Annotated in this window: 22 protein-coding genes and 1 pseudogene; 8 read left to right on the top strand and 15 right to left on the bottom strand. The window is 73.7% G+C overall.

Annotated elements, in window-relative coordinates; genetic code table 11:
* Positions 1-91 precede the first annotated feature (91 nt).
* Entirely contained in the window at positions 92-2,113 is a 2,022-nt protein-coding gene (locus ABT129_RS11700) for a thioredoxin domain-containing protein (protein WP_351899710.1), read from the top strand.
* Positions 2,114-2,192: 79 nt separating this feature from the next.
* Here the strand turns inward: ABT129_RS11700 and ABT129_RS11695 are convergent, their stop codons facing one another.
* The 3 genes from ABT129_RS11695 to ABT129_RS11685 form a co-directional block, all read right to left on the bottom strand.
* Positions 2,193-2,600: a rodlin gene (locus ABT129_RS11695; protein ID WP_351899708.1), complete on the bottom strand. Its 408-nt coding sequence runs from the start codon at positions 2,598-2,600 to the stop codon at positions 2,193-2,195.
* A 94-nt stretch (positions 2,601-2,694) separates the two neighbouring features.
* A complete protein-coding gene (locus ABT129_RS11690) occupies positions 2,695-3,735 on the bottom strand; it encodes an LCP family protein (protein WP_351899706.1) in 1,041 nt (346 codons plus the stop codon).
* A 406-nt stretch (positions 3,736-4,141) separates the two neighbouring features.
* Positions 4,142-4,552 carry a rodlin gene (locus ABT129_RS11685; protein ID WP_351899704.1) on the bottom strand — a complete coding sequence of 137 codons (411 nt, stop codon included), beginning with the start codon at positions 4,550-4,552 and terminating at the stop codon, positions 4,142-4,144.
* A 218-nt stretch (positions 4,553-4,770) separates the two neighbouring features.
* On the opposite strand from ABT129_RS11685, the gene ABT129_RS11680 reads away from it, so the two are divergent.
* Positions 4,771-5,184 carry a rodlin gene (locus ABT129_RS11680; RefSeq protein ID WP_351899701.1) on the top strand — a complete coding sequence of 138 codons (414 nt, stop codon included), beginning with the start codon at positions 4,771-4,773 and terminating at the stop codon, positions 5,182-5,184.
* A gap of 169 nt (positions 5,185-5,353) precedes the next feature.
* Complete coding sequence (locus tag ABT129_RS11675) at positions 5,354-5,587, top strand: chaplin (RefSeq protein ID WP_351899700.1); 234 nt, start codon at positions 5,354-5,356, stop codon at positions 5,585-5,587.
* Between the two features lie 66 nt (positions 5,588-5,653).
* On the opposite strand, the gene ABT129_RS11670 is transcribed toward ABT129_RS11675, so the two are convergent.
* Both ABT129_RS11670 and ABT129_RS11665 read right to left on the bottom strand, forming a co-directional pair.
* Positions 5,654-6,910, bottom strand: coding sequence for an FAD-dependent oxidoreductase (locus ABT129_RS11670; RefSeq protein ID WP_351899773.1), 1,257 nt, complete (start codon positions 6,908-6,910; stop codon positions 5,654-5,656).
* A 26-nt stretch (positions 6,911-6,936) separates the two neighbouring features.
* Positions 6,937-8,274 carry a carboxylate--amine ligase gene (locus ABT129_RS11665; RefSeq protein ID WP_351899697.1) on the bottom strand — a complete coding sequence of 446 codons (1,338 nt, stop codon included), beginning with the start codon at positions 8,272-8,274 and terminating at the stop codon, positions 6,937-6,939.
* 158 nt (positions 8,275-8,432) lie between these two features.
* Between ABT129_RS11665 and ABT129_RS11660 the strand changes: the two are divergent.
* Positions 8,433-9,098: pseudogene (locus ABT129_RS11660) on the top strand (glycoside hydrolase family 26 protein); the annotation flags it as partial.
* 557 nt (positions 9,099-9,655) lie between these two features.
* Here ABT129_RS11660 and ABT129_RS38040 read toward each other — a convergent pair.
* The 10 genes from ABT129_RS38040 to ABT129_RS11615 all read right to left on the bottom strand — a co-directional run bounded on the left by ABT129_RS38040 (position 9,656) and on the right by ABT129_RS11615 (position 20,865).
* On the bottom strand, positions 9,656-10,036 hold the full coding sequence (locus tag ABT129_RS38040) for a hypothetical protein (RefSeq protein ID WP_502981728.1): 381 nt from the start codon (positions 10,034-10,036) through the stop codon (positions 9,656-9,658).
* Positions 10,037-10,162: 126 nt separating this feature from the next.
* On the bottom strand, positions 10,163-11,290 hold the full coding sequence (locus tag ABT129_RS11655; RefSeq protein ID WP_502981727.1) for a GNAT family N-acetyltransferase: 1,128 nt from the start codon (positions 11,288-11,290) through the stop codon (positions 10,163-10,165).
* 92 nt (positions 11,291-11,382) lie between these two features.
* Positions 11,383-12,054, bottom strand: coding sequence for a YveK family protein (locus ABT129_RS11650; RefSeq protein ID WP_351899695.1), 672 nt, complete (start codon positions 12,052-12,054; stop codon positions 11,383-11,385).
* 14 nt (positions 12,055-12,068) lie between these two features.
* Positions 12,069-13,202 (bottom strand): glycosyltransferase, encoded by a 1,134-nt coding sequence (locus tag ABT129_RS11645; RefSeq protein WP_351899693.1) that lies wholly within the window; start codon positions 13,200-13,202, stop codon positions 12,069-12,071.
* Complete coding sequence (locus ABT129_RS11640; protein WP_351899690.1) at positions 13,199-14,002, bottom strand: polysaccharide deacetylase family protein; 804 nt, start codon at positions 14,000-14,002, stop codon at positions 13,199-13,201. The genes ABT129_RS11645 and ABT129_RS11640 overlap by 4 nt, the downstream gene beginning before the upstream one ends.
* Complete coding sequence (murJ, locus tag ABT129_RS11635; RefSeq protein ID WP_351899768.1) at positions 13,899-15,584, bottom strand: murein biosynthesis integral membrane protein MurJ; 1,686 nt, start codon at positions 15,582-15,584, stop codon at positions 13,899-13,901. The genes ABT129_RS11640 and murJ overlap by 104 nt, the downstream gene beginning before the upstream one ends.
* A gap of 346 nt (positions 15,585-15,930) precedes the next feature.
* Positions 15,931-17,244, bottom strand: coding sequence for an O-antigen ligase family protein (locus ABT129_RS11630; RefSeq protein WP_351899688.1), 1,314 nt, complete (start codon positions 17,242-17,244; stop codon positions 15,931-15,933).
* A gap of 3 nt (positions 17,245-17,247) precedes the next feature.
* Positions 17,248-18,696: an exopolysaccharide biosynthesis polyprenyl glycosylphosphotransferase gene (locus tag ABT129_RS11625; RefSeq protein ID WP_351899685.1), complete on the bottom strand. Its 1,449-nt coding sequence runs from the start codon at positions 18,694-18,696 to the stop codon at positions 17,248-17,250.
* The gene (locus ABT129_RS11620) at positions 18,693-19,865 is read right to left on the bottom strand and encodes a glycosyltransferase (protein WP_351899683.1); all 1,173 of its coding nucleotides are present in this window, start codon (positions 19,863-19,865) and stop codon (positions 18,693-18,695) included. The genes ABT129_RS11625 and ABT129_RS11620 overlap by 4 nt, the downstream gene beginning before the upstream one ends.
* Complete coding sequence (locus ABT129_RS11615; RefSeq protein WP_502981724.1) at positions 19,831-20,865, bottom strand: DUF3344 domain-containing protein; 1,035 nt, start codon at positions 20,863-20,865, stop codon at positions 19,831-19,833. Before ABT129_RS11615 ends, ABT129_RS11620 begins: the two co-directional genes overlap by 35 nt.
* Positions 20,866-21,268: 403 nt before the next feature.
* On the opposite strand from ABT129_RS11615, the gene ABT129_RS11610 reads away from it, so the two are divergent.
* From ABT129_RS11610 to ABT129_RS11595, 4 genes are all read left to right on the top strand, one after another.
* Positions 21,269-21,508 (top strand): chaplin, encoded by a 240-nt coding sequence (locus tag ABT129_RS11610; RefSeq protein WP_351899678.1) that lies wholly within the window; start codon positions 21,269-21,271, stop codon positions 21,506-21,508.
* Between the two features lie 273 nt (positions 21,509-21,781).
* Positions 21,782-22,615, top strand: coding sequence for a hypothetical protein (locus ABT129_RS11605; RefSeq protein ID WP_351899675.1), 834 nt, complete (start codon positions 21,782-21,784; stop codon positions 22,613-22,615).
* A gap of 222 nt (positions 22,616-22,837) precedes the next feature.
* Entirely contained in the window at positions 22,838-23,119 is a 282-nt protein-coding gene (locus ABT129_RS11600; RefSeq protein WP_351899673.1) for a hypothetical protein, read from the top strand.
* Between the two features lie 231 nt (positions 23,120-23,350).
* A partial coding sequence (locus ABT129_RS11595) for a chaplin family protein (RefSeq protein ID WP_351899671.1) occupies positions 23,351-23,775 on the top strand: 425 nt, incomplete at its 3' end.

Here is a 23,775-nt window from a genome sequence, read left to right as displayed (position 1 = left end):
GGCCCTTCGGACCGGGCCGGGCTCGCGGGGCCCCGGCCCGACGGGGGAGGGATCCCGCGTGAGTCCGGGACGGCAGGGCAGGATGGGCACCATGCCGAACCGACTGGCCCATGAGACCTCCCCCTACCTCCTTCAGCACGCCGACAACCCGGTCGACTGGTGGCCGTGGTCGGCCGAGGCCTTCGAGGAGGCCCGCCGCAGAAACGTCCCCGTGCTGCTCAGCGTCGGATACAGCTCCTGCCACTGGTGCCACGTCATGGCGCACGAGTCCTTCGAGGACGACGCCACCGCGGCCCTGGTCAACGAGCACTTCGTCGCCGTCAAGGTCGACCGCGAGGAGCGCCCCGACGTCGACGCCGTCTACATGGAGGCCGTCCAGGCCGCCACCGGCCAGGGCGGCTGGCCGATGACCGTCTTCCTCACCCCCGACGCCGCCCCCTTCTACTTCGGTACGTACTTCCCGCCCGAGCCGCGCCACGGCATGCCCTCCTTCTCCGAGGTCCTGGAGGGCGTCAAGGACGCCTGGTCCGACCGGCGCGAGGAGGTCGGCGAGGTCGCCGACCGGATCGTCAAGGACCTCGCGAGCCGCTCCCTCGCCTACGGCGGCGACGGCGTCCCCGGCGAGGAGGAGCTCGCGCAGGCACTCCTCGGCCTCACCCGCGAGTACGACGCGACCCGCGGCGGCTTCGGCGGCGCCCCCAAGTTCCCGCCGTCGATGGCCCTGGAGTTCCTGCTCCGCCACCACGCCCGTACGGGCTCCGAGGGCGCCCTCCAGATGGCCGCCGACACCTGCGAGGCGATGGCCCGCGGCGGCATCTACGACCAGCTCGCCGGCGGCTTCGCCCGCTACGCGGTCGACCGCGACTGGGTCGTGCCCCACTTCGAGAAGATGCTGTACGACAACGCCCTGCTCTGCCGGGTGTACGCGCACCTGTGGAAGGCCACCGGCAGCGACCTGGCCCGCCGGGTCGCCCTGGAGACCGCCGACTTCCTCGTCCGCGAACTGCGCACCCCCGAGGGCGGCTTCGCCTCCGCGCTCGACGCGGACAGCGACGACGGCGACGGCAGGCACGTCGAGGGCGCCTTCTACGTGTGGACCCCGGAGCAGCTCACCGAGGTCCTCGGCCCGGAGGACGCCGCCCTCGCCGCCGCCCACTACGGCGTCACCGAGGACGGCACCTTCGAGCACGGCAGCTCCGTGCTCCAGCTGCCGCAGGACGCGGGAGTGGCGGACGCCGACCGGATCGCCCCGATCGCGGCCCGGCTCCTCGCCGCCCGCGCCGGACGCGAGCGTCCGGGCCGCGACGACAAGGTCGTCGCGGCCTGGAACGGCCTCGCGATCGCCGCCCTCGCCGAGACCGGCGCCCTCTTCGACCGCCCCGACCTCGTCGAGCGCGCCACCGAGGCCGCCGACCTGCTCGTCCGGGTCCACATGGACGAGTCCGCCCGCCTCACCCGTACGTCCAAGGACGGCCGGGCCGGCACCAACGCGGGTGTCCTGGAGGACTACGCCGACGTCGCCGAAGGCTTCCTCGCCCTCGCCGCCGTCACCGGCGAGGGCGCCTGGCTGGACTTCGCCGGCTTCCTCCTGGACATCGTCCTCGACCGCTTCACCGCCGAGGGCGGGGCGCTGTACGACACGGCCCACGACGCCGAGGCCCTCATCCGGCGCCCGCAGGACCCCACGGACAACGCCACCCCGTCCGGCTGGACCGCCGCCGCCGGCGCGCTGCTCTCCTACGCCGCGCACACCGGCTCGGACGCCCACCGCGCCGCCGCCGAGGGAGCCCTCGGCGTCGTCAAGGCGCTGGGCCCCCGCGCACCCCGCTTCATCGGCTGGGGCCTGGCCGTCTCCGAGGCCCTCCTCGACGGGCCCAGGGAGATCGCGGTGGTGGGCGCCCCCGGCGACGAGACCTTCCGGGAGCTGCGCCGTACCGCCCTGGCGGCGACCGCCCCCGGGGCGGTGGTCGCGTGCGGCGCCCCCGACAGCGAGGAGTTCCCGCTGCTGAGGGACCGCCCGCTGGTGGCCGGTGGTTCCGCCGCGTACGTGTGCCGTCACTTCACCTGTGACGCGCCGGTCACCGACCCGGCCGAACTCCGCCGGAGGCTCTGAGGCCTCCGCCGGAACGGGGACGGCCCCGCTACCCCTCCGAGGAGGGGCGGCGGGGCCGCACCGTGCCGAGCGTCGTCGCTCAGCTGTTGCCGGCGCCGTTGCCGGACAGCACGGGGATGTCGCTGAGGATGTGCGACAGCGGCTCGTCACCCTTGGCCTGGGTGGAGTTCTCGGTGCACTGCTGGTTCTGCGGGGAGGACAGGACGTTGATGTCCTGGACCGCGATCGGGATGAGACCGATGAGCGAACCGGCGTTGACCTTGGCCGGCAGACCCACGCACGGCTTGTTCAGGGAACCCTGGACGAGCGCGAACTGCGGGCTCATGTCGCCGTGGGTGGCCGAGTTGCCGAACTCCTGGTGGGCACCGTTGCCGCTGAGCGAGGTGGTGCCACCGTCGTCGGCGATCGCGAGAGCCTGTCCGGCACCCGCCGCCGTCGCGCCGAGGACCGACGCGGCCACAGCAGCCGTAGCCAACAGCTTCTTCATTGTTCAGGCCTTTCGGATACTGGCCCGCTGAGTGCCGAGCCGTGCTGATCAACTGGTCGGGGAGGCGGAGGTTCCGCGAAGTCCACCGGACGGACTACGGGCAGATGAGCGAAGCCCCCGAAGCGGGGCGGTAGGCGGCGACGGGGATCTCGCCCGGCGCGACCTCCTCGGCGGCCGGCAGCGGCCGGTCCTCGCGCAGCCGCTCGAAGACCTTCGCCGCCCCCGCCTCGTCCCAGCCGACCGTGGACCCGACGCCCGCGACGGCGGCGTTGAATCCCCGTACGGGCACGGTCGCGAACGTCATGCGGCCCGGGGGAAGGTCCCGCAGCCGCGCGGCGAGCACGAGCAGCTCCCCGATGGAGACCCCCCGTTCGGTCGCGGCCGTCCCGCGCAGGGTCTCCGCGAGGTCCCGCAGCCGCGTGTGGTCGCCCAGGATCCCCTCGCGGAGCCGTTCCAGGGTGTTCACCACGAACTTCTGCTGCTTCCGGATCCGGCCGAAGTCCATCTGGCCGTCCGCCCGCCGCGACCGTACGTACTGGAGCGCCTCTCCGCCGCCGACCGGCTTGGTCCCGGGCTGCAGGTCGATGCCGGTGACGGTGTCCTTGAGGGGCTTCTCCGTACAGACGGGCACCCCGCCGTCGACGCGGTCCACGGTGTCCATGAAGCGCCGGAAGTCGATCTCCAGGTAGCGGTGGACGGGCAGTCCGGTCATCGACTCGACCGTCTCCACCGTGAAGGAGGAGCCGCCCTCCGCCCAGGCCCCGTTGATCTTCGCCTGGTGGGCGGCGTGCACCTTCCCGGTGCGCCGGTCGCGGTGCTGGTCGGGGAAGGAGGCGAGCGAGTCGCGCGGCAGGCTCACGACGTCGACCCGGTCGTTCTCCGCCGAGACGTGCACGAGCATCATCACGTCGGTGCAGTCGCACTCCTTGCCGCCGAGCCTGAAGCGCGCCTTCTCCTCCGCGCTGACGCCCTTGCGGGTGTCGATGCCGACCACGAGGAGGTTCAGGCCCCGCTCGGGGGTCGGGAAGGAGCCGGGGGCGGCGGCGAGGGCGCCGGGAGCGAGGGCGGCGAACGCGGCGAGCGCCGCCGGGACGAGCAGCGGACGCCGTGGCCGCCGTGCACGCGGGAATTTCATGCCCGCACGGTAATTCGATCACGCTCGCACACAGGTACCCGACGCGACATGAACAGGACGAATCACTCTCCTGCGGCGCCTGTGGAATGATGCGGGAATCGCAGCGGAAGGAGCGAAGATGGCGCCGGATCCCGGTAAATGGGAACGGATGGCCTTCATTCCGAAGAGCCGATATGTGAGCGACCCGCCCCCGCCGGACCGGACACCATTCCCGGTCTATTCCGCACTGGTCGCCCAGTGGGCGCAGGCGGGCCGGACGGTGCCGGGGACGCCGGACCGGGAGTGGGAACGCCTGATGGCGACTCCGGTCTGGCCGACCTGGTAACGACGCGGAGGACCGACACGAAAGGGGCCGCCCCGGAGGGCGGCCCCTGACGTGTGAACGTCGCTACGCGGAGGCGGAACGTCAGTTGTTGCCGACGCCGTTGCCCGACAGGACCGGGATGTCGCTGAGGATGTGCGAGAGCGGCTCGTCACCCTTGGCCTGGGTGGAGTTCTCGGTGCACTGCTGGTTCTGCGGGGAGGACAGGACGTTGACGTCCTGGACGGCGATCGGGATCGCGCCGACGAGCGAACCGGCGTTGAGCTTGGCCGGCAGGCCGATGCAGGGCTTGTTCAGGGAGCCCTGGACGAGCGCGAACTGCGGGCTCATGTTGCCGTACGTGGCGGAGTTGCCGTACTCCTGGTGCGCGCCGTTGCCGCTGAGCGACGTGGTGCCGCCGTCGTTGCTGATGGCGAGCGCGGGGGAGGCCACGGCGGCGGTGGCGCCGACGATGGAGACGGCCGCGGCCGCGGTGGCCATAACCTTCTTGATCACGGGAGTTCCCTTCTAGAACCTGCTCCGTGCAGGGAGCGCCCTGATCAACTGGCTTCGGACGCAGGGGTTCCGCCCAGTCACCCCGTTGGCGGAGCGCGCGCGGCAGCGCGAAACAGGGGGCCAGTCGAACGGGTGAAGCGCCGGAACCAAAGCCCCCGCGCGCAGTTGATCCGGTCGCATCAATCAGGTCGATTGGTGGGAACAGGAACGGAATCACCGTGATCAAGAAGATTATGGCGGCTGCGGCTGTTACGGCCTCTGTTGTCGGCGCTTCTGCTGCGGCGGCCTCCCCGGCGCTCGCCATCGCCGACGACGGCGGCACGACCTCGCTCAGCGGCAACGGCGCGCGCCAGGCGTTCGGCAACTCCGAGACCGCCGGTGACGCGAGCCCCCAGTTCTCGGCCGTCCAGGGCTCGCTGAACAAGCTCTGCCTGGGTGTCCCGGTCAAGGGCAACGTCGGCTCGGTCGTCGGTGTCCTCGTCCCGGTCGCCGTCCAGGACATCAACGTCCTGTCCTCCCCGCAGAACCAGCAGTGCGCGGAGAACTCCACCCAGGCCAAGGGCGACGAGCCGCTGTCGCACATCCTGGAGGACATCCCGGTCCTCTCCGGGAACGGCGCCTACAACGGCTGATCCGTATCGCGCACGACAGGGCCGGAGGGAACGTCGAGTTCCCTCCGGCCCTGTTCCGTGCGCGCAATGGAGTGAAAGAACGGAACTCGTCGATATTGCGGTTTCCTTCCTGCCGGATGTTCGTTGTGTTTCATGAAATGTCTTCCGTCACAGAAAGGATCCAGACGAAATGAACTGTAAGAAGGCTGCGGCCGTCGTCGCCGGAATCGTCATGGCCATGGGTGCGGCGTCGCCCGCCTTCGCGGACGCGGACGCCCACGGTGCGGCGATCGGTTCGCCGGGTGTCCTCTCCGGCAACGTCGTCCAGGTCCCGATCCACGTGCCGATCAACGTCTGCGGCAACAGCGTGAACATCATCGGCCTGCTGAACCCGGCCATCGGCAACACCTGCGTCAACGCCTGAGTCCCCAGCGGCACGTAGGTAAGGGGCCGGCCCCGGAGAGCACCGCTCTCCGGGGCCGGCCCTCCGTCATGCCGAGACCGGCGCCCGCCCGCCCGTACGGGGCCGCCCCACCGTCCCGCCCCGGGCATCCGACCGCAACCGCTGCCGCACCCCTCGCACCAGACGGCCCGCCGTGTACCCGGCGCCGAAGACGAACCGCATCGAGGGACCGTACGAGGGAGCCGTGAGCAGCCCGGCGAGGAAGAGGCCCGGCCACGAGGACTCGAAGAGGCCGCCGACCTCCGGGGCGCCCCCGGCGCCGACCGTCCGCAGCGCGCCGCGCAGCTCCGGCGACAGCACCCCGGCCCGGTCCAGGCTCGGCGTGAAGCCCGTGGCCGCGACGACGTGGTCGGTCTCCAGGACCGTCGTCCCGTCCGGCCCGGCCACGTCGAGCCGGAGCCGCGCGTCCCCGGTCACCGTCGCCGAGGTGATCCGCTGCCCCAGGCGGACGTCACCGACCGCCGCGAAGCGTTCCCGGAGCCACCAGGCACCCGCCGGGCCGAGCGCCGAGTCGAAGATCCGCTCCCGGGTGGCGGCCGGCAGACGCCGGAAGACCCCGGGCGTGTCCGCGTAGAGCCTGTTCCGCCAGCCGCAGCCGAGCCCCGTGTGCGGGGCGCGCAGGGCGGGCCACACCCCGCGGTCGAGGGCCGGGGGCAGCGTGTTCCAGCGCAGCCGCTCCGCCCGGGCGAGGATCCGGACCGCCGCGGCGCCCCGTTCGACCAGGAGCGCGGCCGTCTCCAGGGCGGCCTGCCCGGCGCCGACGACGGTGACGTCCCGGCCGGCGAAGCGGTCGAGCTCGCCGTGGTGGCTGGAGTGGGTGACGTACCTCCTCGGCAGTCCCCGCAGCGGCCCGGGGACCTCCATGAAGGGCAGGACGCCCACCGCGAGCGCCACCGTCCGGGTGCGGAGGGCCTCGCCGTCCTCGGTGACCACCTCGAAGCCCTCGGCGGCGGGCGCGACCGAACCGATCAGGCGCTCGTCGAGCGCGGGCACGGCCTGCCGGGCGAACCAGTCGCCGTACGCGGCGAAGAAGTCGACCGGCAGCGGCACCCCGTGCGCGGCGCGCACGCCGCGCGTGACGGCGTAGGCGTCGAGCCCGTACGCCCCCTCCGGATCGGAGAGATGGGAGGCCCAGGGCTCCGACTTCAGGAACATGCCCGAGGGCATGGCGTGCCAGGACTCCATCGAGCGGCCGAAGGTCCGCAGGTGCAGCCCGTGGGCGGCCGCGTGCGCGGCCACGGACAGACCGTAGGGTCCGGCCCCGACGACCACCAGGTCGTACATCGACTTCGACATCGTGCCTTCCGCCTTCATCGTGGGGTGAGCTGGTGGGAGGAGCTGCGGGCCGGGGGCACCCGGGGCGCCTGCCGGCGCGACCCGAACAGCCCGCGGAACGCCGTCAGGGCCTTGCGCGTCAGGTGGGCGAGCCAGGCGCGGCCCATCGCGAGCGCGGGCCGCGGGTCGTCGGCCGCCCACCACGCCCACTCGGTCCGCCGCTCCCCGGCCTCCTCGGCGGACCGGCGGCGCGGGGAGGCGAGGAACGAGAGCGCCGCGTAGTTCTCGACGACGAACCGGCGGCCGTACGCGGGGGAGTGCGGCGGCACGGCACGCCCGGTGAGGTCCAGATGGAGCGCCCGCACCACGTCCAGGCCGTCCGGGTCGGCGAAGAGCCGGAACTGCGCGCCGGGCCGGGGGTTGAAGTCGAGCAGGTGGTACGCGCCGGTCGCCGGGTCCAGCCGGAAGTCCAGGTCGCACACGCCCCGGTAGCCGAGCGCCTCGAACAGGTCGCGGGCGGTGCGGTCCACGGCCGGGTTCACCGCCCACCGGCCCACGGCCGTCAGTCCGGCCCCGTCCGGCCAGGACCGCTCCTTGCGGCCGGTCGCCCCCGTCGGACAGCGCCCCTCCGCGTCCACGTACCCGTGGAAGAACCAGTCCAGGTCCCGGCCCGCCGGGAGCAGTTCCTGGAGCAGCAGCCGGCTGCCGGCCTCCGGGGTGCGGGCGTACAGCTCCCGCACCTCGGCGAGCGACCGCACGATCGAGGTGCTGCGCAGTCCGCGGCCGGCCGGAAGGAGCCAGGGGCGGCTCCACTTCGCGACCACCGGAAGGCCGAGCGACCAGGCCATGGCGGCGGCCTCGTCGGTGCCGGTCGGGAGTTCCGTACGGGGGTGGGGCAGGCCCAGGGCCGCGCAGGTCTCGGCGAGCGCCGCCTTGTCCGCGACCCGGAGCAGCTGCTCCTCGGTCTGCGCGGGCAGGAGGAAGCGCGGGGAGAGCGCGGAGCGGTGGCGGGCCAGCGCGAGGGCGCTGACGTCGTCCAGGGGGAGGACGAGGACGGAAGTTGACGTGTCGTCGGACGCGTCGCCGGTCGCGCCGCCCGTCCCGTCCCGGTCCGCGGCCGCGATCTCGTCCGCGACCCGGTGCAGGAGTGCGGCCAGCTCGGTGGCGGAGGCCGCCGGGGGGCTCGCGCGGGTCGAGCGGAGATATCGGGACCGGGCGGCCGGACCGGCCCCGGATTCGACGACGGCGTGGACCGGAATTCCCGCCCTGCCGAGCGAGCGCGCGGCGCCGAGCGTGCCGTGATGGAAGGGATTCCGGTCGAGTCGTACGAGGACGGTGGGAACGCGGGTGTCGAAACTCTGACGGCGCGGCACGGCATGCCCCTTCATCTCGGGTGCCCCAACTGGGCGATGAAATCCTCTAATGGACTACCGATCAGAGGCGAGTCGAGTCCACGGTCGGCTCATTAGGAATACTTTCGGAGTATCGGATTGACGGACCATCAAAAGGCGTACGACGCGAAGGAGCGGCCATGGCGGCTACACACCGGAGAACTTCGAGCGTGTGGCTGGGGGTGTTCACTGCCGGTCTCCTCGCCTCGGGCTCAGTCGTGCTGTCGTCCCCCGCCCACGCCACCGAATCCGTGACCGCGAGCGACCCCGGACCGTCTCTCTCCAGCGCCATGGGAGCCTTCCTCGACTCGGGCCATCTCGGGGTCTCCCGCATCGCGGAGCTGGAGCGGTGGCTCGGCGGACGCGAACTCCGTGTCGGCCACACCTACCTCCCCGGCGACCTCTGGAAGAACATCGAGGGCCCGCCCGGCTTCCTCGACGCCTGGGCGAACTGGCGCAACGCCAAGGCCGACCGGCTCTTCGTCCTCAACGTGCCCATGCTGGAACGCAACGAGGCCGGCGTCTCCGACGCCGAGGTCCGCCGCCAGCTCCAGCTCGGCGCGGCCGGGTACTTCGACCACCACTTCAAGGCCCTCGCCGAACGTCTCGTACGGCTCCGCGCGACCGACACCGTCGTCGTCCTCGGCTGGGAGATGAACGGGACCACCTACACCCACCGCTGCGCGCCCGACCCCACCGCGTGGAAGAAGTACTGGAACCGGATCGTCACCGCGATGCGCTCCGTTCCCGGGCAGGAGTTCCGCTTCGACTTCAATCCCAGCCGGGGCCGCGACGCCGTTCCGTGGACCGAGTGCTACCCGGGCGACGACGTCGTCGACATCATCGGAATGGACTCGTACGACCAGCCGCCGGGCTCGCGGTTCGACCAGCACGTCAGCGAGCCGTACGGACTCCAGAAGCAGGTCGATTTCGCGGCCGAACACGGAAAGCTGATCTCCTATCCCGAATGGGGTCTCTTCCGGAACGGCGACAACCCCGAATACATGCGGCGCATGCTGGAGTGGATGAAGCAGCACAAGCCGCTGTATCACACGATCACCGATTACTGCCCGCACGGCGTCTGGCAGTGCGACGACAATCCGCGGTCGTCGCAGATGTTCCGTCAGATGCTGTTCGGCACGGAACCGGAACTCCCGACGGAGCCGACGGAGCCGACGGAGCCGACGGACCCGACGGACCCGACGGAGCCGACGGAGCCGACGGAGCCGACGGAGCCGACGGAGCCCACGGACCCGACGGAGCCCACGGAGCCGACGGAGCCCACGGACCCGACGGAGCCGACCGAGCCCACGGACCCGACGGGGCCCACGGACCCGACCGAGCCCACGGACCCGACCGCACCTCAGCCGAAGCCCGAGCCCAAGCCGGAACCGAAGCCGGAACCGAAGCCGGAACCGAAGCCCGAGCCCAAGCCCGAGCCCAAGCCTGAGCCGAAGCCCGAGCCGAAGCCTGAGCCGAAGCCCGAGCCGAAGCCTGAGCCGAAGCCCGAGCCGAAGCCTGAGCCGAAGCCCGAGCCCAAGCCCGAGCCCAAGCCCGAGCCCAAGCCCGAGCCCAAGCCCGAGCCCAAGCCGGAACCGAAGCCGGAACCGAAGCCCGAGCCCAAGCCGGAACCGGAGCCCGTGCCCGTGCCCGTGCCCGTGCCCGTGCCGGAGCCCGTGCCCGTGCCGCAGCCCGTGCCCGCCTGTTGGACCGTGAACCTCGGTTCATGGGTCGAGAGCTGGATCGGCGGGCCCGTCTGCGTCCCGAAGGACTCCTGGAAGGACGAGGTCGACCTCGACTGGAAGGACGCGCTGAAGGGCGTCTGGCCCTTCTGACCTGCCGGACCGGTCGGACACGGCGGCGGCGGAGATCATCCGCCGTCGCCGTGCGGCGTCCGCCCCGTGAGCCGGCCGAGCGCCCGCCCCACCCAGGCCCGCTCCCGCGCCTGCCGGGCCGCCCAGCGGCGCGCGTCGGCGGCGCCCGCGCGGAGCCAGAGCAGCGGAGCCGTACCCCGGCCGGTCAGCATGAGCCGCTGGTTGCCGACGGTCTCGGGCCGCCAGTGCCCCTTGTAGGCCTCGGTGCCCCGCAGCATGCTCAGCGTGGCCCGGCCGCCGGTGGCGGCCTCCCCGGCCCCGTGCCGGAGCAGCATGGTGGCGACGTCGACCTTGCGGGCGCGCAGGGCCGGGTCGGCCCCGTACAGATAGCCGCCGGCGAGCCGCGGGGACGTCAGGGTCAGGTCGGCGGCGACCACCTCCCCGGCGAGCCGGAACTCGGTGACCATCGCCTCCCCCCGCTCCACCATGGGCCGTACGGCGCGGGTGAGGTGCCGGGCGAACCGTTCGCTGGTGTGCTCGGCGGTGACCCCGCGCCCCTGCCACTGGAGCTGGTGGAGCCTCAGGAGGCGGTCGAGGGCGGCGGGGACCTCGTCCCCGCCGGCGACCCGCGCGTCGATGCCGAGGGCGTCCAGCTTGCGCAGCTTGGCGCGGACCCGCTGGGCCTTCCCGGACGGGATCCGTTCGAGGAGCCCTTCCATCGGGACGGCGGGCAGCTCCAGGCAGAGCGAGTCGGGAAGCCGGCGGCGCGGACCCCGCCAGAAGGCGAAGACCCGTTCGACGGCGGCCCCGGGCCGTACCTCCCGCAGGTCGATCACCGCGCCCCGGGCGGCCCGGGCGAGCGCCCCGGCCAGGGCGGGGGCGGCCTCCGGGCAGCCGTCGTCGAGCAGGACGTCCGTGAAGTCGGTGATGGAGCCGCCGAGCGGGGTGAGGACGGGCAGCGGCCCGCCGGCCCGCATCAGGGGCGCGGCGGCGACGAGTTCGCCGTCCGCGCGCCGTACGAGCACCACCCGCAGCGCACCGGGCCTGCCGTACGAGAGCCACCAGGAGTGCAGCCAGGCGTGGGACTGGAAGGGGGTGACGGTGGAGCAGCGTCCGTACAGCGCCGTCCACTCGGCCGCCAGCCGCCCGAACCCCTCCTCGTCACGGCAGATCTCGGTCCGCAGGGCCCGTAGGGCTCGCTGGGGTCCCCGGGGGCGCTGGGTACGTCGGACACGAGGGGCTCTCGGGGTTGTCGAGGGGTGCGCGGTTCTGGTGGTCACACCGCCTCCGGCTGGTGGGCGGCGGCCGCCGGCGCGGGCACGGCGGCCGCGGTCGGGGAAGCCTGCCGGGAGTGCCGGGCCTCGCCGCGCGAGGCGGCGCGCTTCGGGCGGACCAGGAGCGCCAGGCCGCCGAGGAGACCGCCCGCACAGCCGCCGACGAGCGCGGAGAGCGGCGCGGAGGGGGAGACGGGGGCGACCGGCTCGGTGGCGCGGGAGAACTGGACGACCTTCACGCCCGTGCTGCCCGCGACGTGCGTGCTGTTGAGGACGAGCGCGCGGGCCACGCCGTCGGCCATGGACACGGCCTTCGCGGGCTGGTCGGCCTGGGCGGTGATGGAGATCATCGGGGCGTCCGGGGAGGTCGCGGCCTGCACGCTCCTGCGCAGCGTGGCGGCGGAGACGCCCGCCCACACCTGCGCGTCGCCGGTCACCGCGATGTCGGTGGCGACCCGCCCGTACGCCTGCGCGAAGCCGAGCGCGGCCGCCGGGTCGGACTTCTCGGCGGGGACGACGATGACGTAGCTGGTGGCCGCGTACTGCGGGGTCTTCAGGGCCCCGTAACCGCCGCCGAGCGCGGCTCCGGCGAGGACGGCGGCGGGCAGGACCGCCCAGCGGCCGGGCCTGCGCAGACCGGCGGGGAGGGAGGCGCGGGGTGGGATGGTCTTCATGGGGGCGGGTTCTCTCACTTCGCGGGGGAGGGGGTGCCGTGGACGGCCTGGTCGTAGAGGGACATCAACTGCCCGGCGCTGTGGGCGATGTCGTAGCGGCGGGCGGCCGCAGGCAGGGGCAGCCGGGTGAGCCGGGTGTCCCGGACTCCGCGCAGCGCGGAGATCAGCTCGGGCACGGACTCGCCGATCCGGCGGGCGCCCGGTGCCGCGTCCGGTGCCAGGTCGTCGATCGCCGGACAGGCGACGTACAGCACGGGCAGCCCGGCGGCGAGGGCCTCGACGACGGCGAGTCCGAAGGTCTCGTCGGGCGAGGTGGACACGAAGACGTCCATGGCGGCGAGGAGTTCGGGCAGCGACGGTCCCGGCGAGCCGGCGGCCGGCGGGTCCTGGCAGGCCCCGGCGAGCAGCACCCGGTCGGCGGCCCCGCAGGCGCGGGCCAGCCGCAGCAGCTCCGCCCGCTCCTCGCCCTCGCCGACCAGGAGCAGGCGGGCCTCCGGGACCGAGGCCACCGCCCGTACCAGCCGGTCGAACCGCTTCCCGGGCGTCAGCCGTCCCACCCCGCCCACGACATGGGCGTCCTCGGGCAGTCCGAGGACGGCCCGGGCGCGGCGACGGGCGTCGGCGTCGAAGGCGAAGCGGTCGGTCTCGATGCCGTTCGGGACGATCCGGATGCGGTCCTCGGGCACCCCCCAGTCGGCGAGCCGGCGGGCCACGCTGGGCGAGACGGCGACGGTGGAGGTGCCGAGCCGCTCCGACGCCAGGTAGAGGGCGCGGGTCCCCGCGGAGAGCGGCCTGCCCTCCATCTGGGTCTCGCCGAGGGAGTGCTCGGTCGCGATGACCCGCCGCACCCCCGCCAGCCGGGCCGCCGTCCGGCCGTACACGCACGCCCGGTAGAGATGGGTGTGCACGAGGTCGTAGCGGCCCTGGCGGACGATCCGGGCGAGGCGGGGGAGCGCGCCGAGGTCACGGTTGCCCGCCATGCCCAGATGGGTGACGGGGGTGCCGTCCGCCTCGATGCCCGCGGCGACGGCGCCAGGGTTGGTGAGCGTGACGACCTCGCTCCGCACGGGCAGGTGCCGCAGCAGGAGCCGCAGCTGCTGCTCGGCGCCGCCGATGCCGAGCCCGGTGATGACGTGCAGGACCTTCACGAGGCACCGACCACGGCCGGTCCGTACCGGGCGGGCACCAGGTCGGCGGGGTGGCGGCGGCGCAGCGGGTGCAGGACGCGCTTGGCGGTGAGCCGCCACGAGGTGTCGGCCTCGCCGATGTGGACCCGGGGCAGGGCGTACGTGCCGGTGTGCGGGCCCGGGTCGATCGCGCAGGCGTAGCGGTAGCCGGCCTTGCGGACGGCGTGGATCGCGCGCGGGTCGACCTGCCCGTACGGGTAGCAGAAGCCCTCGACGGGACGGCCGGTCATCTCCTCCAGGAGCTCCCGGCTCCGGCGGGTCTCGGCGGCGAGCGTCGCGTCGTCGGCCCCCGCGAGCGAGACGTGCGTCAGCCCGTGCGAACCGATCTCCATGCCGGCCCCGGCGATCCGCAGGATGCCGTCCTCGGTCAGCAGCGACCTGCGCGGCCCCGCCGTGTCCCAGGTGTTCTCGGCGCCGAGCCGCCCCGGCAGGACGTACACCGTGGCCGTGAAGCCGTGCCGGCGCAGCAGCGGCAGCGCCGAGTCGGCGAAGTCCGCGTACCCGTCGTCGAAGGTGAGGCCCACGAGCCCCTTGGCGCGCCCCTCGGCCGCGGCCGCGAGCAGCTCCCCCACCGAGACCCCTCGCAGCCCCCGGTCGGCCAGCCAGTGCAGTTGCCGGGCGAACCGCACGGGGGAGACGGTCACCCGGTACGGATCGTCAGCGGTGTCGGTGATCGAGTGGTACATCGCCACCCACAGGGGGGGCTTCACCCACAGGGGAGGCTTCGGCAGCAGTCGACGCAGCGCGGTGGCGGCGGGCATGGGGGGTCCTCCGGTAGGCGGAGCGGGGAAGGGGCGGAATCTCGGGCGCCTTGGCGGCGCAGGCGATGAAGAGCAGGAAGACGCCGACGACGACCAGGCCCGACACGGCGACGGCGAGGGCGGCGGGGCCGATCGCGAGCGAGGACAGCCAGCCGGCCCCGGTGGCCCACGCGCCCGCGGTGGCGAGCCGGAGCAGCCCCTCGCCCAGCCGGTCGACGCGGACCGGGACGGCCTGGCGGTGCGCGCCGCGCAGCAGCAGCACGGCGGTCAGGGTGATGCCGAGGGCGTTGGCCCCGGCGATGCCGACGGCACCCCAGTAGTGGGCGCCGGGGACTCCGGCGGCGGCGGTCGTGACCAGCCCGGCCCCCATGGCGGCGGCCGGGTACCAGAGGGGGCGGGCGGCGGAGAAGTAGCAGCGGACCAGGGTCCCCACCATGGTCTGGCCGAGCAGGCCGAGGGCGTAGACGCGCATGACGGCGGCGGTCGCGGTGGTGTCGGCGGAGCTGAACTCGCCGCGCTCGAAGAGGAGCTCGACGATCCGGGGCGCGGCGGCGATCACGGTCGACGCGCCGACGAGGACGACGACGGCGGCGAGCAGCAGGTCCCGCTCGACCCGGCGGCGGGCCGCCTCGGTGTCGCCGGCCGCGAGGGCGCGGGCGACCACGGGGAAGCTGACCGTGCAGAGCATCAGGGAGAGGATCATCGGCATCTGCGCGACCTTCTGCGCGTAGTTCAGATGCGAGATGGCGCCGGCGGGCAGCGGCGAGGCGAGGAAGCGCTCGATCAGGGTCTGGGACTGACGGCAGAGGGAGAACGCGACCACCGGCGCGATCAGACCGAGGACCAGGACGCGGCCGTCCCCCGTGGACGCGGGCGCGAGCGCCTCGGGCTCCCGCGTCGGTACGGGGCGGGTCCGCAGCTCCCGCAGGAGCGAGGGGGCCTGGACGAGGACCATCAGGACCCCGCCGACCGCGACGCCCGCGGCGGCGGAGCGCACGCCCCACGGCTCGCGCAGGACCACGATGGTGCCGATGATGCCCGCGTTGTACGCCACGTAGATCGCGGCCGGGGGCAGGAAGCAGCCGTGGGCGCGCAGCGCCGCCGAGCAGTAGCCGACCAGGGCGAACGACAGCACACAGGTGGCGGTCAGCCGGGTGCAGTCGATCGCGAGCGCGGGATCGGGCAGCCCGGGCGCGAGGGCGGAGACGATCAGCGGCGCGCCGACGACGAGGAGGGTGGCGACCACGCCGACGCCGAGGGTGAGCCGGGGGAGCGTGCCGCGTACGAGCTCCCGTACCGGGTCGCCGAAGAGGGCGCCGGAACGGCGGGCCAGGGCGCGGGAGAAGGCGGGCACCAGGATCAGCGCCATGGCGTCCTCGATGAGCAGCGTCGAGGCGAACTCGGGGACCGTCCAGGCCACCAGGAACGCGTCGGTCTCGGCCCCGGCCCCGAAGTACCCGGCGAGGATCTGGTCGCGTACGAGCCCGAGCACCGCGCCGATCGCGGTGAGCCCGGCGGTCACGGCGGCGGCCTTCGCCAGGAAGCCCCCGCCCTGGGGCGCGCCGGTGCGGGGGGCCCGCACACGGGCGTGGGCGCGGCGGCCGGAGGGACGGGGGACGCGTGGCGCGACGGCCTCGGCCCCGTCCTTCGCCCCTCCCTCCTCCGCGTCCGTCTTCGCCTTCTCCTGCACCGCCTCGGCCTTCCCCTCCGCCCCCTCCCGCGCCGTCTCCTCCGGCGCGGGTCCCCGCGCCTGAGTCGGCCCCGCCCCCGTCAGCACGACGGCCTCCGGGGCCCACGGGGAGTCCGTGGGGCCCGGAGGCGCGGTCGGCCAGGGGTCGGTCAGCGGGAGGCCGCGGGGTGGGCCGCCCGTGGGGCGCGGTTCACCGGCCCGCGGGGTGTCCGTGGGCTCGGGTTCCCCGGCCCACGGGTCACGCACGCCTCACCTCCGCCAGTGCCCACCAGGCCGCGAGGCCCAGCACGACCGACATGAGGACCGTCGAGGGGCCGCCGATGTCCGCGTAGAAGAAGTCGATGAGCTGCCAGGCGAGCAGCCCCGACGCGACGAGCGCGCAGTCCGCGCCGAGGCGCCGCCGCCGCAGCGCGCCGACGAGCAGCGCCAGCCAGCTGCCCACCAGGGCGAGCAGCCCGAACAGACCCTGCTCGCTGAGGACCAGGAGGTACATGTTGTGCGGCGAGAGCAGCGGCTGCCGCTGGAAGGCGGCGCCCGCGCCCGCCGTGTCGCTTCCGGAGGAGAGCGCGAGCGAGGCGTTCGAGTCGCGGTACAGCGGGAAGCCCTTGAGGCCGACGCCGGTGACCGGCTCCGCGCTCCAGATCCGCCCGGCCGCCGCCCACATCGTGTACCGGTCCGTCACCGACTGGTCCGGCGCGGCGGTCACCTGCGTGATGCTGGCGACCCGCTCCTTCACCATCGCGGAACCGATACCGAGACCGCCGACGAGGACCACCCCGAGCGCGCCCGCCGCGAGTGCCACCCGGGCCGCCCTGCGGGGACCCGAGAGGAGCAGCTGGATCCCGCAGGCGAGCACGGTCGCGATCCACGCGCCCCGGCTGAACGACAGCACGAGCGGCGGGAAGAGCAGCCCGGCGCAGACGAGCGCCGCCGTCCGCGTCCGGCCGGGGCCGCTGCCGAGCGCGATGCCCGTGACGGCCACGAGCCCGTACGACACGACGGTCGCCATGCCCATCACGTCGGTCGGCCCGAAGGTGCCGACGGCCCGGATGTCCTCACCCATGTACGAGGCGCCCGTACCGGTCAGGTACTGGGCGACGCCGACCGCGCCCTGGATCAGCGCGAGCCCGACCAGGCCCCAGGCGACCACGGCGAAGTCCCGCCGGTCGCGGATCGTCAGGAGCACGGCGGCCGGGACGAGGACGAAGACCTGGAGGTAGCGGGCGACGCCCGGCAGGCTCGCCGCCGGGTCGTTCGAGGCGATCGCGGCCAGGCAGATCCCGAGGACCGGCAGACCGAGGACGACGGCCGCCGCCCGGGTCAGCGGCCGGGCGCCGCCGCGCAGCACCCGGACGAGACAGATCAGGACGAGGAGGCCGGAGGCCGCGTCGGCGACCGTCCCCGTACCGCCGGTGCCGCCCTCCGCGCCGCCGCCGCCCGGAACGAGCAGCAGGGCGATCACGGCGAGGACCGGGGAGAGGACCCCGGCCCTGCGGGCGAGGTCCCGTACGTCGTCCGGGGCGATCGCCGGCACCGTCACGGCCGTGGCCATCCCTCAGCTCCCCGTGGGCCGGACGAGCCCGGCGGCCGTGCGCAGCAGGATGCAGACGTCCTGCCAGAGCGACCAGTGGTCGATGTAGTGGTTGTCGAAGCGGCAGCGGTCCTCGATCGAGGTGTCGCCGCGCAGCCCGTGCACCTGCGCCAGACCGGTCAGCCCCACCGGCATCCGGTGCCGGGCCGCGTATCCGGTGTGGATCTTGCTGAACTGGGCGACGAAGTAAGGGCGTTCGGGCCTCGGGCCGACCAGGCTCATGTCGCCGCGCAGCACGTTCCACAGCTGCGGCAGCTCGTCGAGCGAGCTCTTCCGCAGGAAGCTCCCGGCCGCGCTCATCCGCCGGTCGCCGGCCACGTTCCAGCGGGTCGCCGACTCGGTGTCGTCGGAGGGGCGGAGCGTACGGAACTTGAGCAGGGTGAAGAGGCGTCCGTGCTGGCCCACCCGCTCCTGCCGGAACAGCACCCCGGGACCGTCCGAGAGCCGTACGGCGAGCGCGCAGAGCAGCAGGATCGGCAGCGCGACCGCCATGGCGGGGGCGGCCAGGGCGATGTCGAGGGCGCGCTTGGCGGTCAGCCCGCGCCGCTCGCCCAGCGGGACGACGCGGTGCCAGGCGTACCCCCACATGTGCTCGCCCATGGGGCCGGCCTGCTGGCGCGCGCCGACCCTCCAGGTGACGCAGCCGTAGTGCTGGAAGAGCGTCACGAGCGCCGGGTCGTCGTCGAGGAACACCGCGTCGCGCACCGTGTTCTGGATGACGGCCCGGTGGATCTCCTCGGTCGTGGTGAGCACCGGGAGCCCGGCCTCCCCGGCCGTCCGGGGAGCGCCGCCCTGTTCGGGCACGCCGACGATGCCGACCGGCCGTACCCCGTACTCGGGGTGCTGGACGGCCGCCGCGGCGAACCGGCGCGCGGCCCCCGCCCCGCCGACGACGAGCGCCGACCTCGGGTGGGCCCGCGCGATCCGGCGCCGCCGGGCGAGCAGCAGGGCGCGGACCAGGCTCACGACACCGACATGGGTGGCGTAGGCGGCGCAGATCCGCAGGGGCCCGATCGCGAGCGTCGGGGAGTACGCGGCGACGCCGGCCGCCGCCAGACACCAGGCGACACCGGCGCGGGAGGCCAGCGCGGGCAGCTCGTCGAGGGCCCGGGTGTGCGCGGCCGGCCGGTAGAGGCCGCCGTGCCCGTCGAGGAGCAGGACGAGCGCCACGATCGGCAGCAGGAGCCGGGCGTCGTGGTGCGCCGCGCTCAGCGGCACGGCGGCGGCGAGGACGGCCAGGCAGTCGACGGCCACGAGCGGCAGCACGCCGAAGCGTGGCCGCGCGGGGCGGCGCGGCGGCGCGAGCCGGTCGGTCGTGCCGCGGCGCGGCGCGAGGGAGGCGAGGCCGAAGGCCTGGCCGGCCGTGGGCCAGGGGCCCGGCGAGGAGGGGATGCTGGTGCTTTCGGTGGTCACTGCGCAATCGGCTCTCTGTGCTCGGTGCCTCGCACGACGACCAGTTCGCGGTAGACGTCCGCGACGGCCGCGCCGGTGCGCCGGACATCGAAACTGCTGAGTACGTGCTCATGGGCCTCGCGGCCCAGGCGGTGCCGGAGCTCTTGCCTGCCGAGGAGGCGGCCGAGAGCGGTGGCGAGCGCGGCCGGGTCCTCGGGCGGGACCAGGCACAGGGGTTCATGGGCGGGCGGCAGGCTCTCGCGGGCCCCGTCGACGTCGCTGACGACGACGGGCCGGCCGCTGGCCATGGCCTCCAGAGGAGCGAGCGCCATGCCCTCCCAGCGGGACGGCAGGACGACCACGTCGGCGGCCCGGTACCAGGGGACGGTGTCGTCGACGGCCCCGGTGAACCGCACCGAGGGCCCGGCGGCGGCCCGCAGCCGCTCGGCGTCGGGGCCGTCGCCGACCAGGACGAGACGGGCCGTCGGCACCTCGGCGAGGACGGCGGGCCAGGCGGCGAGCAGCACGTCCTGTCCTTTCTGGCGGCAGAGCCGGCCCACGCAGACGACGGTGGGCGCGGGGTTGCCGGGCGGACCGTCGGTCGCGAACCGGGCCACGTCCACACCGTTGTGGACGACGGACCAGTCCGCCGTGACCCCGGCGGCCTCGCCGGTACGCCGCTCGGCCTCGCTCACGCAGAGGATCCGGTCCGCCCAGCGGGCGCCGAACCGCTCCCAGCGGCGGGCGAGCGCGGCGGTCGTGCCCTCGACGGCCTCGAAGGACCAGGCGTGCGGCTGATACACCGTCGGAATGCGTCCGCGCAGGGCGAGTCGGGCGCAGAGCCCGGCCTTGGCGCTGTGCGCGTGGACGAGTCCGGGGCGGACGGTACGGATGACCCGGGTCAGCTCCCTCGTCTCGCGGACGAGTCCGGGCCCGGGGTTCCGGCCGGCCCGCCAGTCGTGGGTCTCGGCCCCCTCGGCGCGGACGGCGGCGGAGAGGACGGTGCCCGGCGGGCAGGCGACGGCGACCCGCAGGCCGGCGGCGAGCTGGGCGCGGACGAGGTCGACGACGACGCGGGCGACCCCGCCGTCGTCGGGCTGGACCGCGTGCAGGACGGTGACGGACGCGAGGTCCGCGTCGAGTGATGACAGCACGTCAGCGCCGGACGTCCGCCTGGAAGAAGAGCGCACCGAGCCAGACGGTGTCCTTCCGGCTCCCGGACCGGACGTGGACACGGTCGGCCCCATCGCGCAGTGCCCCCCGCAGATCGAAGACGTCGGAGTCGTACCCCAGGGTGTTCGTACCATCGGGAGATCGGACCGGCCCGCCGGTGCCGAATTCGGTGATGCTGGAGTTCATCACGTCGTTCGCGGAATTGGCGGAATCGGAGAGCCGGGTGCTCTTCCCGCGGCGCGTTTCCACCGCCAGGTAATCACCGGAAGTACCGCGGTCGCCGTCATAGGCGATCACTCCCAGACGGCCGTCCGTCGCCTTGCCGTAACGGTTCGCGTCGAGCGGGACGCGAAGCTCGCCGGTACCGGGACCGACCGTTTCGAATCCGTCCCAGACACCGATCCTGCGGAGCGGCTCCGAGGCCTTCTCGTACGCGGCGACGAGCGTCCAGCCGCCCCAGCCGCCGACAGCCGAACGGCCCATGGCGACGTTGACCTGAGCGACCGTCCACTGCCCCGAGCGGGACGAGCGGACCAGCTCGGTGACGTCGGCCGAGGCCTGGAAGGCGTCGGCGCCCTCGGCCGTGCGGTGCCCGATCAGGGTGTCGGCGAGCAGCGCCTTGTACTGACCGCCGGGCTCGGCGATCAGCACCCGGCCGTTGTCCTCGGGCGGCTTCTGCTCGCCCACCCGCAGGTTGCCGCCCCAGTAGAGACGGGCCCAGCTGACCCGGGCACCCGCGGGCACGGCGAGCTCGGCGCGGCTGGAGTTGTACGTGTTGGGGTCGCTGTCCACGTCGACGTAGGCGATCGACGCGCCGTCGTTGACCGCCTCGGTGCCCTCCACGCCCCTCGCCGAGGAGTTGGCGGCGCGCACGATCCCACCGTGCTGCACCGCCTGGTGGCGCGCGGCGAAGGGGACACGGCTCGCCTCGCGCGGCTGGGGTGCGGCGGCGGAGGCGACCGGCAGCGCGGCGGACAGCGCCGCACACGACAGGGCGCACAACGCGCTGCGACGCACAGCAAGAACCGCTGAATTCCGCATACAGGTTCTCCGCTTTGATGAGAGAAGGAAGGGAAGACCCGTGAAGGCCGGGAGAGGGGAAGGTGTCGTCCGCACGAAATGGGTGAACGCGCGGCGGGCCCGGAAGCAACGTTCGGGAACGTTATAACCCCGGCGCGGGGCGATAGTACGCATTAGATGCCCGGAAACGCTAACTCCCGTATCCACGGGCCGGGTTCCTCGTTGAGCGTGTTGCGCCATTCCACGCCCAGTCCCTCCAATGGCCCTCCTATGGCCCAAAGATCGGTTGAACGTCACCCGTTCGGGAGAGCAACCGATGAAAAGCCGGGACGTTGTTGAGGGAGCCGGGCCGAACAGTCCGCGCAGTCCACGTTGAATTTCGATCGAGGAGCACCTCTCCATGTCCCGTATCGCCAAGGCCGTTGTCCTGACCGTGGGTGCCGCCGCCGCCGTCGCCGGTGCCGCCGGTGCCGCCGCCGCCGACTCGATCGCCGAGGGTGCGGCCGTGAAGTCCCCCGGCGTCGGTTCCGGCAACGTCGTCCAGGTCCCGGTCCACATCCCGGTCAACCTCTGCGGCAACACCGTCAGCGTCATCGGTGCGCTGAACCCGACCTTCGGCAACGCCTGCGTCAACGCCTGATCCGACACGCCTGGTCCGTCCTTCCGAAGCCGGTGCGCCCACTCCCGGAGTGGGCGCACCGGCTTTTTCCTTGCCGTCATGGGGCCGTTACTCGTTCGGCCGCACCCTCGTGCGCCGTCCGGTGCAACGGCGTACGCCCCCAGGAGGGCGGGTTCGACGGGAGGATTCACTCGAACGGGGGTGTGGCGCTCCGTAGTTCTACGGTTGCGGAGCGCTATACCCGCAGGCACGGTGAGAGAGCAGTTGTCCGACGCATAAGGAAAAGGAACACATATGCGTCCCCTGGCTACACGCCGCATCACCGCCCTGGCGATATCCGCCGTCATCACCCTCGGTACGGCGGGACCCGCCGTCGCCGGCGAACACCATCCGTCCACCGCGGCCGACCGAGCTGCCCGCGCGCCCCTGCCCGACGCCGCCGCCCTGCTGACCCAGGCCGAGGCGCTCAGCGGGCTCGGTTCGGTGACCACCCCCGTGACCGACCTCGTCAAGGCCGCGCTCAAGGCCGACGGGGGTCAGATCCCGGCGGCCGACGCCGAGGCCCTCAAGGCCGAGATCGCGGCAGCCGTCGAGCGGGCCGAGGGCACCGCCCCGGCCCCGCTGCCGGACACGCCCGCCACGCCGCCCGCCGCCGACCTCCCGGTCACGCCGCCCGCCGGCCTCCCGGTGACCCCGCCCGCGGCTGACCTCCCCGTGAAGCCGCCCGCGGGTCTGCCCGTCACGGCGGGCGCGAAGGCCGCGTGGGCCGGAAAGGCGGCGGCCCCGGCGGACGTCGTGGACGACGCCCTCGCCACCGTCGAGAAGGCCGTCGCCGCCCTGCTCGCCGCCGTCACCTCCGGCGACGCCGGCGGAGTCGTGCCGCAGGTCACGGCGACCCTGACCTCGCTGGTCGACCTGGCCGTCGCCACCGTCCTCGGCAGCGGTCTGCCCGCACCGGACCTGGCAGGGCTGCCCGCGCTGCCGGCGCTGCCGGTCACCCCGCCGGCGCTGCCGGTGGAGCCGCCCGAGCTGCCCGTCGCCCCGCCCCAGCTCCCCGTCGCCCCGCCGGCGGACGCACCGGTCGACGTGCCCGACCTGCCGGTCGGACTCCCGCTGCCGGTCCGGTAGTCACCCGTAGGTCCTGTACCGGCCCGGCACCCGCCGGGCCGGTACAGGCGTGCGATCGGCAAATAGCACCGGCCCGCATCGATCGGGTGCAGTGTCGAGAAATCCTTCCTCCCGGAGTTTCCGGGGAGCGCACCTCTCGTTACAGAAGCAGAACAAAGTACGGGATTCGCCCAAGAGCCCTGTGCTGTAAGTGACTTGAAGTACAGAGGAAGGATTCACCCCATGAAGCCCACCAAGGTCGCCGCGGTCGTCGCCGGTTCGCTGATGGCGCTGGGTGCCGCCGCGCCCGCCATGGCCACGGAGGCGCTGACCCCCACCAGCCTCAACGGTGGTCTCGAAGCGATCGCCGCCAATGGGCTGAAGTCGGATGTGCTGAGCAGCACCACGGAAGGCTCCCCGGTCAAGACCGTCACGGACACCGCGACCAAGCTGAACGACACCACCAAGGGCGCCCCGCTTCTCGGTGGCCTGCCGGTCCCCGGCGGTCTGCCGCTCGGCGGCTGACGCCACCTCAGCACACGGGCCCTCCGGGGCACTTGCGGCGCGTTCCGTACCGCCGTTTCCCACGGTCGGCTGATCGAATGATTTTCTGATCAGCTGCCGTGTGGCCCCCTCGCGCGGGGTGCGCCGACCCATACCCTCTGGCCATTCCCACGCGAACGTTGCGTGGGTCAGGCCGGTCGGAGCGAGGGGGGATCCTCGCCGGCCTCTCCCTTTATCCAGAGGAAGAGCGGTATGCGGTCCATCATCAGCAGGAAAGTACTCACCGCGGCGGCAGCGACCGGCATCCTGTCGCTGAGCGGCGGATTCGCCCTGGCCGCGAACTCCTATGCCGGTACGGGCGACGGTCCCGGCCCCGTCGGCGGCGGGCACGTCCAGGCCCCCCTGCCGGCGGACGTCTGCGGCAGGACCATGGATCTGGGCGGATACGTGGCCGCGGCCGTCGGTGACCTCTGCGCCCAGGCGGAGGGGCCCGGCGGCTACGGGGACGAGCCGGGTGAACCCACCCACCCGCCGACGAAGCCCCCCACGAAGCCCCCCACGAAGCCGCCGACGCACCCGCCGACGAAGCCGCCGACCACGCCTCCGACGAAGCCGCCGACGACTCCGCCCACGAAGCCGCCGACGACCCCTCCGACGAAGCCGCCGACGACTCCGCC

The sequence above is a fragment of the Streptomyces sp. NPDC002057 genome (assembly GCF_040296665.1).
Lineage (GTDB): Bacteria > Actinomycetota > Actinomycetes > Streptomycetales > Streptomycetaceae > Streptomyces.
The sequence above is the reverse complement of the archived record's forward strand: the minus strand, read 5'-3'. Positions and strand labels throughout refer to the sequence as shown.

Coding starts and splice junctions, on each gene's coding strand:
- ABT129_RS11700 (WP_351899710.1), top strand. CDS start 92: ATGCCGAACCGACTGGCCCATGAGACCTCCCCCTACCTCCTTCAGCAC.
- ABT129_RS11695 (WP_351899708.1), bottom strand. CDS start 2,600: ATGAAGAAGCTGTTGGCTACGGCTGCTGTGGCCGCGTCGGTCCTCGGC.
- ABT129_RS11690 (WP_351899706.1), bottom strand. CDS start 3,735: ATGAAATTCCCGCGTGCACGGCGGCCACGGCGTCCGCTGCTCGTCCCG.
- ABT129_RS11675 (WP_351899700.1), top strand. CDS start 5,354: ATGAACTGTAAGAAGGCTGCGGCCGTCGTCGCCGGAATCGTCATGGCC.
- ABT129_RS11670 (WP_351899773.1), bottom strand. CDS start 6,910: ATGTACGACCTGGTGGTCGTCGGGGCCGGACCCTACGGTCTGTCCGTG.
- ABT129_RS11650 (WP_351899695.1), bottom strand. CDS start 12,054: ATGAAGACCATCCCACCCCGCGCCTCCCTCCCCGCCGGTCTGCGCAGG.
- ABT129_RS11640 (WP_351899690.1), bottom strand. CDS start 14,002: ATGCCCGCCGCCACCGCGCTGCGTCGACTGCTGCCGAAGCCTCCCCTG.
- ABT129_RS11630 (WP_351899688.1), bottom strand. CDS start 17,244: ATGGCCACGGCCGTGACGGTGCCGGCGATCGCCCCGGACGACGTACGG.
- ABT129_RS11610 (WP_351899678.1), top strand. CDS start 21,269: ATGTCCCGTATCGCCAAGGCCGTTGTCCTGACCGTGGGTGCCGCCGCC.
- ABT129_RS11605 (WP_351899675.1), top strand. CDS start 21,782: ATGCGTCCCCTGGCTACACGCCGCATCACCGCCCTGGCGATATCCGCC.
- ABT129_RS11600 (WP_351899673.1), top strand. CDS start 22,838: ATGAAGCCCACCAAGGTCGCCGCGGTCGTCGCCGGTTCGCTGATGGCG.